Consider the following 14,314-nt stretch of genomic DNA (forward strand, 5'->3'; position numbering starts at 1 on the left):
GTACTCCATGGCATATTGGGGTGCGGGATTTTTTTTATGCAGAGGAGGAAGTTAGGAATGGGTTTTGCTGAAGAACACCAAAAGTGGCTGGATTCTCATAAGAACCGTAGAACAGGAGAACGACTTGACCGGTTGGTGCGAGGGCACGGGCATGGTGAGAAAATGTTTGTGGAGCGGGTTTGGTGGCCGATTTTTGGTCATATGGATGATCTTCATCCGGAGTACGAGGTCTCGGATTGGCGGGGCCGGCCTTATTTTGTTGATCTGGTCTGGAAACCGGGACAGGTTAAGTTTGCCATTGAGATCAAGGGGTACGGGCCACATGTGCAGCGGACCGATCGGACCAGGTACCGGCAGGAATTAAATAGAGAAACTTATCTGCAAATTGCAGGGTATCGTGTAGTCGCGGTTCCCTATGATGATTTGGAATCTGTACCGGAGCTGACAATTTCTCTATTTAAATCTTTATTGGCTCCAAGCTTGTTGAAGATTGCGGATGGGGAGAGTCGTCCGTACAGCAGGCTGGAGAGGGACATTCTACGGATGGCGACACGTTGGAATGGGTTCATCCGGCCTGTTGATCTAGTGAACGAGCTTGGAGTGAATCCACGTACAGTCAAGAAATCTATGAACTCTTTGTGTGAAAAAGGGAAGTTTAGACCTGGGCTGGCCCAGGGTAGCAATCGAATTTGCCGATATGAATTTATACATTCGTTCATGGATAACGAGCTATGGTAATGCCTCTGATATCACCGAAAGTGGGTAAAGTGGTGAAATGAGAGGTAAATGTGCCTCTAATATCACTCCTCTCGTGAGAAGGTACGGAGGTTTGTACGCGGATTCACTCACCAGGAACGATTATCAGCTCAGGCTTGACAGCCCTTTCATAGTGTGGGTATGGTAGATTGGTCACACTAGAAGGAGGTTGAGGCACATGTCAGGAGTTCTCGGCAATCATTTCGTTACGCAGATTGGAATTTTGGTGAATGATATTGAGAAGGTAAGCCGGGCGTATGCGGACTTTTTTGGACTGGCGGTGCCGGAAATTATCATTACCGATACGGCAGATATTGCCCAGACCCGGTATAACGGCGGGGCGACGGAGGCGCGGGCCAAGCTCGCTTTTTTTGACATGGGCTCCTTGCAGCTGGAACTGATTGAGCCGGATCATCAGCCGAGCACTTGGCGCGATTACTTGAATGAGCATGGGGAAGGGACTCATCATATCGCTTTTGTAATCGAAGGAATGCAGGAAAAGATTATGCTGCTCGAAGGCAGAGGGTTCCCGCTGCAGCAGAAGGGCGAGTATGACGGTGGACGTTATGCTTATATGGATACGTTCAAGGAATTGAAGGTGCTCGTGGAGCTACTGGAGAACGATAAGCAATAAATTAGCAATAAATCAGCAATTGAGTGCAGTAGCAGAATACACCCATGCAAATTGATATTCTCCCGCTGTGAATTCTGCCTATTCATGAACAGAACAGCGGCGCTTGGGGAAATTATGCAATAGAGGAGGAGCGAAAGATGAACATTCTAATTACCGGTGCGGGACGCGGGCTGGGTGTTGAGCTGGCGGCCGAAGCACTGAAGCGCGGGCATGGAGTGATTGCCGGAGTTCGCCATCCTGATCAGGAACAGACCGCGCTGTCGCAGCTTGCTGCAGCCTATGGAGCCAAGCTGACCGTGGCCGCGCTGGATGTGACGAACGAAGAGGGAATCGCGGAGCTGGCTGCTAGTCTGAAAGGGCAAGGGCGGACGCTCGGTGCGATCATCAACAATGCGGCGATCCTGACCGCCCGGAATACGCCGGTAGAAGAGCTGGATCTGAAGGACATGCTGACAACGATGGATATTAATCTGTACGGGCCGATGCGGGTGGTCAAGCATTTCCTGCCGCTGCTCACCGAGCCTGACCGTTCAATCATCAACATCTCATCGGAAGCGGGCAGCATCACCAATGCCTATCCGGGTGATTATCCTTATGCCATCTCCAAAACAGCACTCAATATGTTCTCGCAGCAGCTGCATGTGTATTTGCAAGAACGCGGCATACAGGTGCTGAGCGTACATCCCGGCTGGATGCATACGGATATGGGCGGGGAAGAGGCGCCGACGAACCCGCGCAGCAGTGCCGAGGGTATTATCAGCCTGATCGAGCAACGCCGCGCTCCGGAAGGGCATTTCATGTTCGTGGATTATACCGGCAAAGATATGGACATCTAGGTTGTGATTCTAAGAGAGTCCGATGTAGCAGGGGCTGTCCAGTTAGCCGTTCAACGGCTGCCAGGGCAGCCTCTTTGAGCTAATCGGGAGCTGGCGAGTGCATCCGTAATCAAGCTGTTTCACACAAATCTCGCTATGCTCTATGCACTCACTCACTAACTTATGAGCCCCGCAGTACCTCAAATTGAAGCTTATAAATTTTGGTGGGGCGGCCCCGCAGCTTCTCCTGCTTCTGGTAGCTTACATTTGCAACTCCCTTTTCGGTTAACAGGTTCATAATCCGGTTGGCGTTGCGCAGCGTAATCCCCAGATGAAGAGCAATATCCTGACTCGACAGCTCATCACGCTTCAGCTTGTGCATGACGGCTATAATCTTTTGAACCTGAAGCGGCGTGATGCCTATATGCCGGCCCCATGCTTCGGCTTGGGGGTCATGGGCATGCGTAAACTTCAGACGGTTAGACTCGCCAAGCGGTCCGATGATGCGTTCATCCTCCATTACCGCGAAGCTGCTAGGCAAGGGCTGCCGCTCTGCAAGTGTTAGCGCGTTTTGCCCATGAAAGCGGGCCTTATACAGTGTCTCCCCGGCTCCCCAGCCAATATCCACGCGTACAGACAATTGATCGTTCAGGAAAGCCAGCAGTTGGCAGCTAGCCAATCCGCCTGTCCATTTCTCCTCCAAATCCTGCTGAGATACCAGCAGCTCGAAATAATCTGCGTGCTTCTGAACAATAAGAGGCAGCTCCTCCCGGCCGGAAAAAGTCAGCAGCGCTTTGTGCAGTGTCGCCATAACGAGCACGGCTTCGGGATCATCCTGCTCGCGCAGCTTGCGGAGCCCTTGAGCTTGAACCTGTCCGACGGCTGTGCGGTTGGCTTTCATTTGCAGCCGTTCTATTTCTTGAGCCATATGGTTGAACGCTTCAAGAATGGTTTCGTCTGAGGGGAATAAGTGGACAGCATTTACCCCTTGCTCCGTCAGCTTATCGACCAAATTACCGTAGCGGGTAACGGAGAGGTCGATGTTCCCTTGTTCCCATAGTTCCAAATGAAACCGGAGCATATCTTCATACGACAGCCTGTCCGCTTGCTCTTCAGGCATATAGGGTAGCAATTCAGGCTGCAGTAATTCTTTTATGCCGAGAAAGCCGTTATCCTGGTCCAGGAAGTCAACAGCCATTCGCGAGCTGCGCAGCTCCGGATGAGCCGAGTGGGCTTGAAACATCAGTTTATAGAAGTCGCGTTCCGTAACATCCAAGTAGCTCATCCGGATAGGATACGGGCCGTTGCTCTCCTTCTGCAAAGCTAAATAAGCAAGTTCTCCACCAAAAATAACAGCGTCCAGCGTCATCGGCCGGGACAAATAAAGGGCTGTGATTTCATCCAGCGAGCGGTAAGGGAGCAGAGTCAGCTCGCATAACTGCTCCAGCTGTCCTTGCACCTGCTTCAGGCGTTTCACCGAGTGCTCCGCTACAATAAAACCGATTTTTAACATGTGCTCACGTCCAATCTTTACTCGTATTCATTGAATAGGCCTCTTAAGTATACTATAATTTTGGAAAAGGTAATAATACGTCCAAAAATATACCGGAGGTGCATCTTGAAGAACATACGTGAGGAGCAGCAAGCTGATTATGATTGGTAGGCGGATAGGATTGAGCATAAGCGGGAAATGTTTACGCAACTAAGCGATCAAATCTGGGGATTGGCAGAAACCAAGTTCGAAGAGTTTGAGTCGGCGGGTCTGCTGGCAGATCAGCTGGAGCTGTCCGGCTTCCGGGTCGAGCGTCATGGCGGGGGTCTTCCAACCGCATTTATCGGTACGTATGGCTCGGGAAGTCCGGTTATTGCCGTATTGGGGGAATTCGACGCGTTGCCAAATATGAGCCAGCAGGCGGGTGTAACGGTTGAACAGGCGCTTCAGAACAAGGGGAACGGCCACGGCTGCGGCCATCATCTGCTTGGAACGGGCTCACTGGCAGCCGTTATCGCCGTTAAGGAATATATGGACAAGAAGGGGCTTCCGGGAACGATCCGTTACTACGGCTGTCCGGCTGAGGAAGGCGGATCCGGCAAAACCTTCATGGTACGCGAAGGCCTCTTCGATGATGTGGATGCGGCCTTAACCTGGCATCCTGGCTATAACAATGCAGTGGTGTCACAAACGTCATCGGCCAATGTCCAGCTCCGCTACAGGTTCCAAGGCAAAAGTGCACACGCCGGCATAAGTCCTCATAAGGGAAGAAGCGCCCTGGATGCCGTGGAATTGATGAACGTGGGGGCCAATTACTTGAGGGAGCATATCCCGCCGGGAGCACGGTTCCATTACGCGGTGACCGAGACGGGCGGACATTTCCCGAACGTGGTGCAGGCCGTAGCCGAGGTTGTTTATTTAATTCGCGCACCGGAAATGCAGCAGGTGAACGAGATTTATCAGCGAATAAACGATGTGGCGAAGGGGGCGGCGTTGATGACCGGAACAGAAGTGGACATTCAATTCGAAAAGGCTTGCTCCAATCTCATTCCAAACGTAACGCTGGAAGAGGTTATGTATCGATGTTTCACAAATTTGGGCATACCTGCGTTTACAGAGGACGAGCAAAGCTATGCAAGCGAAATCTTAACAACGCTGGAGCCTGTACAGACAGGGGCTGTGAACGGGGGAGGACTGCTGAAAACGCTTGACCCATACGAACCTGTCAGCGGAATAATGTTAGGCTCTACTGACGTATCGGATGTAAGCTGGGTTGTGCCGACGGCTCAGCTGGAGACCGTCTGCTACGCGTCGGAAACGCCATTTCATTCCTGGCAGATGGTGGCGCAAGGGATGACCTCAGCTAGCCATAAGGGCATGCTGCATGCTGCAAAGGTCATGGCTGCAACCGCAGTCGAACTGCTTATGCACCATGACATTCTGGAAGAAGCGAAGCAGGAGCTTAGAAACCGGGGCGGCATGGAAGGTTATACCTGCCCGATTCCCGCTCATGTCAATCCACCGGTGAAGGAACGGTTATTCCGGCAGCAGCCTGAATAACGCTGATGAGATGGCTGCACAGTAGTGCAGCCAACCCGGTTTATGAACAATAATCAAAAGCAGCATTCTATCTGTATGCTCCCTGGCAAGGAAACATACGGCAGAATGCTGCTTTTTTCCTTCTATATATACATACAAGCATATAAGGATTACAGAGATAGAGCGAGAACCTGCTCCGTAGTTATGTTAGCACCGGTCTGCAGATATTCCATGTTCTTGAGCGCCATGTTATGTGCCTGATGACTGGTGCCGATTACGGCGTCTGATACGACATGAAAGTGATAGTCATGCTGGTGTGCATCAACGGCTGTGAAGCGGACGCAGATGTCTGTCATGCCGCCGATGAGGAATAGGCGTTTGACGCCTAGGCAGCGGAGCAGCAGGTCGAGGTCAGTCGCGAAGAAGCCGCTGTACCGCCGTTTGGTAATAATATATTCGCCTTCGATTGGCGCGGTCGACGGATGGAATTCTTCGGCCGGAGTGCCTTCCAGGCAGTGAATCTTCTCCACACCGTCGAGCTCGCGCCCGAAATCGCTGAGGTCGGCGCGGTGAAGCTCGCGGATTTGGATGACTGGCAGACCCAGCTCACGGAAATGCTTGATAACCTTGGGCGAGTTCAGCATACAAGTGCCGCCCTCCATGACGGGAATGGCATCGCTCTCCATGTCGTTCTGGATGTCTACGACGATGAGGGCGCTATGTTCAGGTATTTTGTTCATAAGAAATCTCCTTTCATTTTCCTGATTTTAGTTGAATAAGTCCTCGACAGAGATGATCGAGCCAGTTTGAAAGTATTCAATGTTGTCTAGTGCGGCTTGAGCTACTTCGTCACTGCTTGGCGTGCCAACAGCTTCTTTGAACACATGCACATGATAGTTGTATTGATGCGCGTCTACCGCAGTATAATGCACACAAATGTCTGTCATGCCCCCAACCAGGAACAGGTGCTCAGCCTTGAGGCCGCGCAGCAGAATTTCCAGGTCAGTGCCGAAGAAGGCACTATAGCGGCGTTTGTCGACCGTGTATTCTCCTTCGATGGGTGCTGTAGGCTCATAATAGGTGGCTTCGGGATTCCCTTCCACACAATGGATATTCTCGGCGCCGTCAAGCTCCCGGCCAAAGTCGATCAGGTCTTTGCGGTGAATCTCGCGAATATGCACAATCGGCACATCGCCGCGTGTGCGGAAATATTCAGTTACGCGTTCCACGTTTTTGAGATAAGCCTGTCTTTGTGGAGTCAGGCCGCGCGATTTTGCAGGATCCGAGTTCTGCACATCAATCAGGATGTACACGCTATGTTCGGGTATCGTAATCATCAAGGATCGCCTCCGGTTATAATAATAGTTTACGGGCTAGCAGCTATTCCCACAAAAAGTCTGTAGATACAAGCTGTGTTACGTCAAACGGTTCTTTGATTATACCGATGGATGTGTAGAAATCAACGACGTCCTGCATGGTGTCGTAAATCCAGCCGCCTTCACCGATGCCTTCCACATTATCGGCCAGTGTGTACAAATGAACGGTAGGGAACATCGCTTTGACTTCTTCGGCACTTACTTGCAGATCGTCAGCTGTCAGCTCCGCAGCTGCATCCAGATCACCTTCGATGTATTGAGTTGCGTCTTCCACCGCTTTAAGCGTGTTTAGCAGCCATTCCGGCTTCTCTGCGGCGTTTTTGGCGGATACTACCACGACGTCCAGAATCGTATTCTCCATGTCGGCAGTCGAAATGATAATATTACCATCGCGCGAGGTTGTGCCTTGGGACAGATAAGGCTCGAAAGTGGTTGCTGCATCTACGCTGCCGGCCACAAACGCGGCGCCGCCTTTGCCCGGCCCCATATCTACGAGCTTGACATCGTCTATAGTCATCCCTGCCGTAGCAAGTGCCTTGGCCAGCATATAGTGGGTTACCTCGCCGTATTGAGCACTAACAGATTTTCCTTTCAGGTCAGCCACGCTCTTGATGCTTGCATCGGATACAATGCCGTCTGCGCCCGTAGAAGCATTATGCAAATAGACGATTTTTGGCAACGTGGTAATATCGGAGCCTTCTTCAATAAGTGCATTCACTGAAACCAAATAGGATTGGAGAGTCGTAAAGGCCATGTCTACATCGCCAGTCATGACACTCATCAGAGGAGAGGTGGCTCCAAACGCGCCGATTTTCAGGTCAACGTTATGGTCGAGGTCGAATTTCTTATCATCCAGTGCATAAATGCCAATTCCGCCGATGAATGGCGCATAGGCCGTTTTCACGGTAACAGGACTTTTTGCCGGAGCGGCAGAGCTGTTGCCGCCTGCAGCATCAGCTGAACCATCCGCCGAATTCGTGTTTCCGCAAGCCAATAAGCTGGACAGCATGGCCACCGAGGCCAGCAGGGTCGCACCCGTTTGAATGAAGCCGAATTTTTTTTGTTTCATGTTGATTTCTTCCCCTCCATTTGGTTTGTATATGATCAACATCCGGCAGAAGGATTCCAAGGAATCATTCCACCAGATTGTGAATCCACTTGTTGCCCCGAATCCGGATGCGTACCAGCGTGAACTTGAACAAGTCATCCAGAATTACGAACAGAAACACGATTTCGATGCCGAGATTAAGCGCGTAGCCGGTCAGGAATGTGAGCGGAAGGGATACGCACCACAGGGCTACATTATCAATGATGAAGCACATCTTCGTATCGCCGCCGGCCCGGAGCGTTCCCATAATGTGAATGAAGTTCATTCCCTTGATGGGCATGATGACTGCCAGATAGATGACGATCAGGACAATGGTATCGCGGACTTCCTGCGAAATTGCCTGGTACAGATTCAGGAAGAGCGGCACACAGGTCATCATAATAATGCCCAGCAGTACTCCGCCGAGAGCGGTATAGGTCGCCATACGGTTGGAATAATAAGGAGCCTTCTCCGGTTTACCTTCTCCAATGGTCTGACCGAGAATAATCGCGGCAGCTTGTCCGGTTCCGATAAACAATGCGATTAGCAGCTGTTCCAGCACTTTGGCGATCCCGACGGCTGCCCCGACCGCGTAGCCCATATGATAGAAGACGACGCTATACAAGGCGTAACCGATACTCCACACCGTCTCATTTAAAATGACCGGAGCGGAGGTTTTAAAGAATACTGCTAGAAATTCCTTTTTTGCCGAGAATAGATTCCGGAGTGTCGGAGCAAAGCTTTTGAACTTGCTGTACAGAATGGAAGTCGTAATCAGCATTTCTATCGTTCTGGCAATTACAATGGCAACGGCAGCCCCCTGAATACCGAGAACAGGCAGACCGGCATAGCCGAAGATGAGCATATAGCTGAGAATAATGTCGATGATGATCGTCAAAAGAGTGATCCGGAGAGGCAGGCCGGCCCGCCCGATATTCCGGTAGATCATTGTGCAGGCCAGGGACAACCCTGTAGGCAAATAACTGATGCACACCGTCTGCAGATAATTGGCAGCCTGCTCAACCACCTCTTGCTCATTGGAGAAAATATGGAGCACCTCTGCCGGGAACAGCAGGCCGATCAGAGTGAACAAGGCACTAACCGCAAGCACGAGGGCAAATGCGACAGCCGATGCGATCTTGAGATTGTGCTGATCGCCTTTACCGTAATATTGCGACAGAAAAATGGTAGAGCCGCTGACAATGCCGACAATCATCAGATTGAGAATGAAAAAAACTTGCCCCGCCAGACTGACAGCAGATACCTGCAGGTCTCCAAGCTGGCCCACCATTAAGGAAGCGAAGGTGTTGGTGATGCTGGTCAACATGCTTTGCAGGCCGATAGGAAGTGATAAGAGCAGGAAGCCTTTCAGAAAAGCCTTATCCTCATGGAATGTAGCGATAAAGCTAGCTTGTCGCATGAAGGTCATTCCCGAAATCTTTTGAATGCAGAAGGCTATGGATTTTTTTGCGGATCTGGATAAATTCCGGTGTGTCCTTAAGCTCCAGATCGCGCTTCTGCGGCAGATCAATCGGGATATCCGCAATGACCCGCCCCGGGCGGGAGCTCATAACATACACACGCTGGGACAGGAAGGCGGCTTCCTCAATGTCGTGTGTAATAAAGATGACGGTATGCTTCTCCTTCTCCCACAATTCCCGCAGCTGCAGCTGCATATTTCCTTTGGTGTCGGGATCAAGTGCGCCAAAGGGCTCGTCCATCAGCAGTACCTCCGGATTGTTGGCCAGCGCTCGGGCAATGGCTACCCGCTGTTTCATACCGCCGGACAGCTCTTTGGGCAGCCTGTTGCGAAAATCGGTTAAGCCCACTAGGTTCAAGTATTTCTCGACGATTTGATCCGCCTCCGCCTTGGGCATTTTCTTCAGCTTTAGGCCAAAGCGGATGTTCTTCTCTACCGTCAGCCATGGAAATAGAGTATACGCCTGGAATACCATGCCGCGGTCCGCGCCCGGGCCGGTCATGACGCGGTTGTCGAGCAGGATATCGCCGGAGGTTGCTTCGTCCAGTCCGGCAAAAATGCGGAGCAGGGTCGATTTGCCGCAGCCGGAGGGACCAACGACACTAATGAATTCATTGTTGGCAATATCAATGTTGATGTTCTCAAGAGCGAAGGTTTCCGTTTTTTTGGATCGGTAAATCTTGTTGAGGTTTTTGCAGGAAATTTTGATGGCTGGCACTTGCTGCATAAGAGTGGTCCCCTTTCGAGTGTGGCTGCTTTACACGTCTTCGGCCCAGTGGAACAGGCGCTTGTTGATGAAGGCAAATATACGGTCGAACAGCAAACCGAGAATTCCGATGACAAAAATGCCGCCAAAGATGATGTAAGTCTTCATAAACCGTTCTGCGATCATGATGTTGTAGCCAAGCCCGGAGCTGGAAGCCAGCATTTCCGCCATAATCAGGTACGTCCATGCCCAGCCCATAACCATGCGCATCGTGTCCATGACATTCGGCATAATGGCGGGGATAATGACATTGCGGATCACCTGGGCTTGAGAGGCTCCCAGCGTATAAGCAGTGTTGATCAGGTCGATCTGAATGCCTTTGACGATATCTGCAATCATGGCGGTCATCGAAAAGACGGCGCCGACGACAATAATCGTAATTTTTGCCGTCTCACCTACGCCTGTCCAGACCATGATCAGCGGTATCAGCGCCGATACGGGCAGGTAGCGGAAGAATTCGATCAACGGTTTGGTTACAGCGTTTATGATTTTATAGGTGCCTGACAGCAGGCCCAGCGGAACGCCGATCACAACCGCGATAAGAAAGCCCATCAGCACGCGATAGCAGCTGATAGTGATATCCTGCAAGATGCTTCCATCCAGGATAGCTGTGAACAGGTAAGAGAAGGTCGCTTGAGGTGTAGGCAGGAAGATCGGGTTGATGCCCGAAAAGTTGCTCCCAACATACCACAGCAAAATCAGCAGCAAGAAAGTGATGATCATAATAGAATTAAATAGACGAGGATTAATATCCCGACGAATCCGAAACAGATTTCGCAGCAGACCTCTGTTGTTCACTTATAACTCCCCTTTCAAAGTATGTTCGCTCTACTCTCCCATTTCGTAAATCTTTAAACCCAGTTGTAACTGAAGCCGTAATTCCGGATCGTCGAACGAGATGCCGAGTATCGTCTTGATCTTATCGAGGCGGTAAACGACGGTATTATAGTGGGTATACATGGCTTGTGCGGTGATTTTGATGTTGCAGCCCACTTGAAAGTAGGCGGTCAGTGTTAGAATTAAGCTGGAATTATGGGCTTTGTCGTACAGCACGAGCGGCCGGATAAAGCGGTCGAGAAACTTCTCGACGTTGGCATGCTTGGGGAGCAGTGAGAGTATCGTATAGATGCCAAGCTGCTTCCAGGTAATCAGTCTGGAATTCTCCCGGCTGATACAGGAGGCAATATATAAATTCTCAGTATCGATATATCCCGTATTAATAGAGAGTGCGCTGCTGGATTCACCAATGCATAAGGAGAACTCTGTTGTGCCGCATGCTTCTGCAATCTGTCCCGCCAAGGCTTCCGCCTTATTATGTGGATCATCGCTGCTTCCGTCAGTCTGAGGCATAAGCGCGACGATTTTGCCGGACATCGACGTAAAGAGGGATGGACTTCTGGGCTCCATATGATTAAGCCTCGATAGAATGGTGGAGTCCGGTGTCGGCTGCACGCTGGAGTGGAATTTCACGATGACCACACGGTAGCTGCAGGCTGACAGATTGCTGCACCCGTAGAACTGGCCTTTAATATCGAGATCCTCGGAGCTTGGGATGCAGCCCATCAGCCAGTCTTTCAGGAAATCATCAAAGTATTTGGCCTGAACCAGCTTATAGGTGTTCTCACCGCTAAGCCGGATGTTCAGCAGCGGGAGAATCCGGGACACTGTGGACAGATCGAGCTCGCTGCAGGCTCCGTTCTTCTCCGCGACCAGCACCAGGATCGGGTCTCTCTCTGTCTCCCATAGGTTGAAGACATGCAGGTTGACGTTGTGATCTGCGGCAACCATGGCATGAATAGTGCTGTGCTTGGGAGAAGATCTGGAATCAAAGCTTAGAAGGTGGTCGTAGAAGGACTTGAAATAGTCCAGCTGCCCGGGGGAAACGATGAACTGGCTGAAAGCATTCAGTATAGAGATCGGATTGCCGATCATCTCCCCGACGACCTCAAGAATTCCCGGCATATCATACCCGTGGAGCATCAACTCCGATACCTGTTCAAGGCGGCGCTGCAGCAGCAGAATGTTCCGGGTTTCAAATGTGATCACCTTCTCCATGACCTCACGCACCACATTGGAGAAAATGGTCGATTCCGGAAGCTCGAACAACGGCAGTCCGTGAGCTTCTGCGCAATCAATGATCTTCTGCGGAATCTCGGCAATAAACCGCTTGGGCTTAATGCCGAATGCCGCTACACCCCGGTTCACCAGATGGGGGATAAGCTCAAGGAAGGCGTCCATATTATTCTGGTAGGAATAGCCGGTGGTCACCAGAAACTCATTTGCCTGTGCCCAGTTCTGAATATCCGGAACTTCCATGATGTTGACCCGGCTAATGATATTATCCAGCCGGTCTTTACCTGCGAGCAGCTTGAGATTCTGAAGGGACTCCATATCATATAGATCACTGCACCGAAATGACGGTGAAGCTTCTTCAGCAGATACTCCGGTTGGAGTCATCGTTCTCGCCTCCCTTCCTTATCAGCATAGTGATCAGCCTGTAGCAGGGGTATCACTCTGGAACCTGTCTAGCTCCGCAGCTGCCCACCCGCCGTATCCTGTAATATCCTCGCCGTTTATCTCGGCATAAGGCTCACATATAAATCCGGTGATCTCACTGTCGTCCTCCAGCTTGATTCTGCCGATTCCAAGCGGTGCTGGCACCAGCCGGATGAATTCGCCAAGCCGGCCAATCGGAATTCTCCACACTTCAACGGCAATGGAGCTTCCTTGCTCAGAACGAATCAGTCCAGGCTTGGCAGGGACGGAGTTAAGACGAATCAGCCGGTAGCAGGGAGCTGTCCGGTCGGAACGGATGAAGGAAGCGTCACAGTCGAGCAGTTGCTTCTCTAGCGGGAAACCCCGCATGTGCAGACCGCAGACGGCAAGCTCGATGGCTTCGGTCTTCATAAATTCGCCAGCCGCACCTTTCAGCATGTTTTCTTGGCCTCTCATGGCAAACATCGTAATGCCAAAAGGCAGCTGCTCCCCTGCATAGTCGGAAGGCAAAGCGACAGCATTTAAATCAAGCAGATTACAATGGTTAGTATAATGGCCCATGTCGCTATTGGTGGATACCGGGGAAACTGCAACCTGTTCTCTCGTCCAGGTCCCGCCGCAGGTCGGCATTACGAGTACAGCGTCCTTCAAGAGCAAATCAGCTTGTTCTTTGTATTCACGAAGCTCATGGAGTGCTGTGAAGACAGAAGCTGCATCGTAGCCCTTCACCAGCGAGGAGCGCAGAATCTGTTCGGTAACCTCAAAAATGTCCCCGGGGTGGTTTTCGACGAATTCTCCAAGGTCGGACCAGCGCTCGGCAACCCAAGGACCGTCGTATAGAAGACTTGAGGTCTTGTTGAACAGACTGCAATCCACATATTCTATAGGAATTCCGCACAATTCCAAGCGCCGTACCGCCGCTTCCCATGCCGTACGGTAGGCATCTTTGAACTCGCCGTAAAAGTATAGAGGTTCTTTGGGAAGCAGCAGCTTTTGAGGTTTCACGGAAGCGATGATTTCATATTTGTCTTTGCCATTGCCGCCCGGCTGCTTGCTGCGGGCGACAGCATCCACAAGATAAACATCGTCCAGTGTGCTTGCGAATACCGTTACGCAATCCAGGGTGGCACAGGCCGGCACCACACCCCGGGTAGGCCAATCGCCGATATTTGATTTGTAGCCTACCAGGTCATTAAGCGCCGCCGGCACGCGTCCCGACCCGGCAGTGTCGGTTCCAAGCGAGAAGACGGCTTGTCCTCTTGCGACGGCTACGGCAGAACCGCTACTGGAGCCACCGCTGATCAGCTCGGGCTTAAGCGCGTTATGCGTTTCTCCAAACGGGCTGCGTGTACCGACAAGGCCGGTCGCGAATTGATCCAGATTCGTTTTTCCTATAGGAATAGCTCCTGCTTTCACCAGCCTGGTGATGATGTCTGCACTCTTCTCAGGTTGATAGGAGTAAGCGGGGCAGCCGGCTGTTGTAGTTACGTCTGCCAAGTCGATATTATCCTTGATGGCAAAAGGGATGCCCCACAGCGGATATTCATCCGGATTCATCTGTTCAAGCTTGTCCAGATAAGGCTGGATATGAGCTAACGAAGGAGGGGTGATCCAGATGTTGCTCTCTTTCTCCTGCTCGGCCTGCCTGATAATGTCCTCCATTAATGCCAGAGGTGTTAGTTTGCCGTTTTTGTACATCGTCTTCAATGTGCTGATCGTCATTTTTTTCAAAATGGTTGAACCCCTCTCTGTCAGATAGTTAACCAATGTGTTTTGCGAAAGTTAAATAATGAAGTTTCGTGTTAGATATTATGACTTTAGTGAGAGCTTAAACGATGATGAAGAGAGATATTCAATGTTTAAATGTAAATTA

13 protein-coding genes are annotated in these 14,314 nt (G+C 51.1%); 4 read left to right on the plus strand and 9 right to left on the minus strand.

Annotated elements, in window-relative coordinates:
- Positions 1–57 precede the first annotated feature (57 nt).
- The 3 genes from ACAN56_RS19720 (at position 58) to ACAN56_RS19730 (ending at position 2,226) form a co-directional block, all read left to right on the plus strand.
- Positions 58–738: a hypothetical protein gene (locus ACAN56_RS19720; RefSeq protein ID WP_379145218.1), complete on the plus strand. Its 681-nt coding sequence runs from the start codon at positions 58–60 to the stop codon at positions 736–738.
- Positions 739–934: 196 nt separating this feature from the next.
- Entirely contained in the window at positions 935–1,390 is a 456-nt protein-coding gene (locus ACAN56_RS19725; RefSeq protein WP_379145220.1) for a VOC family protein, read from the plus strand.
- Between the two features lie 137 nt (positions 1,391–1,527).
- Complete coding sequence (locus ACAN56_RS19730) at positions 1,528–2,226, plus strand: SDR family oxidoreductase (RefSeq protein WP_379145222.1); 699 nt, start codon at positions 1,528–1,530, stop codon at positions 2,224–2,226.
- Positions 2,227–2,386: 160 nt separating this feature from the next.
- Here the strand turns inward: ACAN56_RS19730 and ACAN56_RS19735 are convergent, their stop codons facing one another.
- Positions 2,387–3,718: a hypothetical protein gene (locus tag ACAN56_RS19735; protein WP_379145224.1), complete on the minus strand. Its 1,332-nt coding sequence runs from the start codon at positions 3,716–3,718 to the stop codon at positions 2,387–2,389.
- Positions 3,719–3,895: 177 nt separating this feature from the next.
- Here ACAN56_RS19735 and ACAN56_RS19740 point away from each other — a divergent pair, with 177 nt between their 5' ends.
- Complete coding sequence (locus ACAN56_RS19740; RefSeq protein ID WP_052092479.1) at positions 3,896–5,257, plus strand: M20 family metallopeptidase; 1,362 nt, start codon at positions 3,896–3,898, stop codon at positions 5,255–5,257.
- Positions 5,258–5,406: 149 nt separating this feature from the next.
- On the opposite strand, the gene ACAN56_RS19745 is transcribed toward ACAN56_RS19740, so the two are convergent.
- The 8 genes from ACAN56_RS19745 to ACAN56_RS19780 all read right to left on the minus strand — a co-directional run bounded on the left by ACAN56_RS19745 (position 5,407) and on the right by ACAN56_RS19780 (position 14,163).
- Positions 5,407–5,976, minus strand: coding sequence for a cysteine hydrolase family protein (locus ACAN56_RS19745; RefSeq protein WP_038587750.1), 570 nt, complete (start codon positions 5,974–5,976; stop codon positions 5,407–5,409).
- Between the two features lie 27 nt (positions 5,977–6,003).
- Entirely contained in the window at positions 6,004–6,573 is a 570-nt protein-coding gene (locus ACAN56_RS19750) for a cysteine hydrolase family protein (RefSeq protein ID WP_038587752.1), read from the minus strand.
- Positions 6,574–6,616: 43 nt separating this feature from the next.
- On the minus strand, positions 6,617–7,681 hold the full coding sequence (locus ACAN56_RS19755; protein WP_038598964.1) for an ABC transporter substrate-binding protein: 1,065 nt from the start codon (positions 7,679–7,681) through the stop codon (positions 6,617–6,619).
- Between the two features lie 64 nt (positions 7,682–7,745).
- The gene (locus ACAN56_RS19760) at positions 7,746–9,119 is read right to left on the minus strand and encodes an MATE family efflux transporter (RefSeq protein ID WP_038587754.1); all 1,374 of its coding nucleotides are present in this window, start codon (positions 9,117–9,119) and stop codon (positions 7,746–7,748) included.
- Positions 9,106–9,906, minus strand: a complete 801-nt coding sequence (locus ACAN56_RS19765; RefSeq protein WP_379145229.1) for an ABC transporter ATP-binding protein — start codon at positions 9,904–9,906, stop codon at positions 9,106–9,108. Before ACAN56_RS19765 ends, ACAN56_RS19760 begins: the two co-directional genes overlap by 14 nt.
- 30 nt (positions 9,907–9,936) lie before the next feature.
- Complete coding sequence (locus ACAN56_RS19770; protein WP_063848030.1) at positions 9,937–10,743, minus strand: ABC transporter permease; 807 nt, start codon at positions 10,741–10,743, stop codon at positions 9,937–9,939.
- A 30-nt stretch (positions 10,744–10,773) separates the two neighbouring features.
- Positions 10,774–12,402 (minus strand): PucR family transcriptional regulator, encoded by a 1,629-nt coding sequence (locus tag ACAN56_RS19775; RefSeq protein ID WP_379145233.1) that lies wholly within the window; start codon positions 12,400–12,402, stop codon positions 10,774–10,776.
- Positions 12,403–12,435: 33 nt separating this feature from the next.
- Positions 12,436–14,163 (minus strand): allophanate hydrolase, encoded by a 1,728-nt coding sequence (locus ACAN56_RS19780; protein ID WP_052092481.1) that lies wholly within the window; start codon positions 14,161–14,163, stop codon positions 12,436–12,438.
- Between the last annotated feature and the right edge of the window lie 151 nt (positions 14,164–14,314).

The organism is Paenibacillus paludis (assembly GCF_042610515.1).
In the GTDB taxonomy this organism is placed as follows: Bacteria; Bacillota; Bacilli; order Paenibacillales; family Paenibacillaceae; genus Paenibacillus_AQ.

What these genes read in the sequence shown, in the direction of transcription:
- ACAN56_RS19720 (WP_379145218.1), top strand. Translation starts at nt 58, where the DNA reads ATGGGTTTTGCTGAAGAACACCAAAAGTGGCTGGATTCTCATAAGAAC.
- ACAN56_RS19725 (WP_379145220.1), top strand. Translation starts at nt 935, where the DNA reads ATGTCAGGAGTTCTCGGCAATCATTTCGTTACGCAGATTGGAATTTTG.
- ACAN56_RS19730 (WP_379145222.1), top strand. Translation starts at nt 1,528, where the DNA reads ATGAACATTCTAATTACCGGTGCGGGACGCGGGCTGGGTGTTGAGCTG.
- ACAN56_RS19735 (WP_379145224.1), bottom strand. Translation starts at nt 3,718, where the DNA reads ATGTTAAAAATCGGTTTTATTGTAGCGGAGCACTCGGTGAAACGCCTG.
- ACAN56_RS19740 (WP_052092479.1), top strand. Translation starts at nt 3,896, where the DNA reads ATGTTTACGCAACTAAGCGATCAAATCTGGGGATTGGCAGAAACCAAG.
- ACAN56_RS19745 (WP_038587750.1), bottom strand. Translation starts at nt 5,976, where the DNA reads ATGAACAAAATACCTGAACATAGCGCCCTCATCGTCGTAGACATCCAG.
- ACAN56_RS19750 (WP_038587752.1), bottom strand. Translation starts at nt 6,573, where the DNA reads ATGATTACGATACCCGAACATAGCGTGTACATCCTGATTGATGTGCAG.
- ACAN56_RS19755 (WP_038598964.1), bottom strand. Translation starts at nt 7,681, where the DNA reads ATGAAACAAAAAAAATTCGGCTTCATTCAAACGGGTGCGACCCTGCTG.
- ACAN56_RS19760 (WP_038587754.1), bottom strand. Translation starts at nt 9,119, where the DNA reads ATGCGACAAGCTAGCTTTATCGCTACATTCCATGAGGATAAGGCTTTT.
- ACAN56_RS19765 (WP_379145229.1), bottom strand. Translation starts at nt 9,906, where the DNA reads ATGCAGCAAGTGCCAGCCATCAAAATTTCCTGCAAAAACCTCAACAAG.
- ACAN56_RS19775 (WP_379145233.1), bottom strand. Translation starts at nt 12,402, where the DNA reads ATGACTCCAACCGGAGTATCTGCTGAAGAAGCTTCACCGTCATTTCGG.
- ACAN56_RS19780 (WP_052092481.1), bottom strand. Translation starts at nt 14,163, where the DNA reads ATGACGATCAGCACATTGAAGACGATGTACAAAAACGGCAAACTAACA.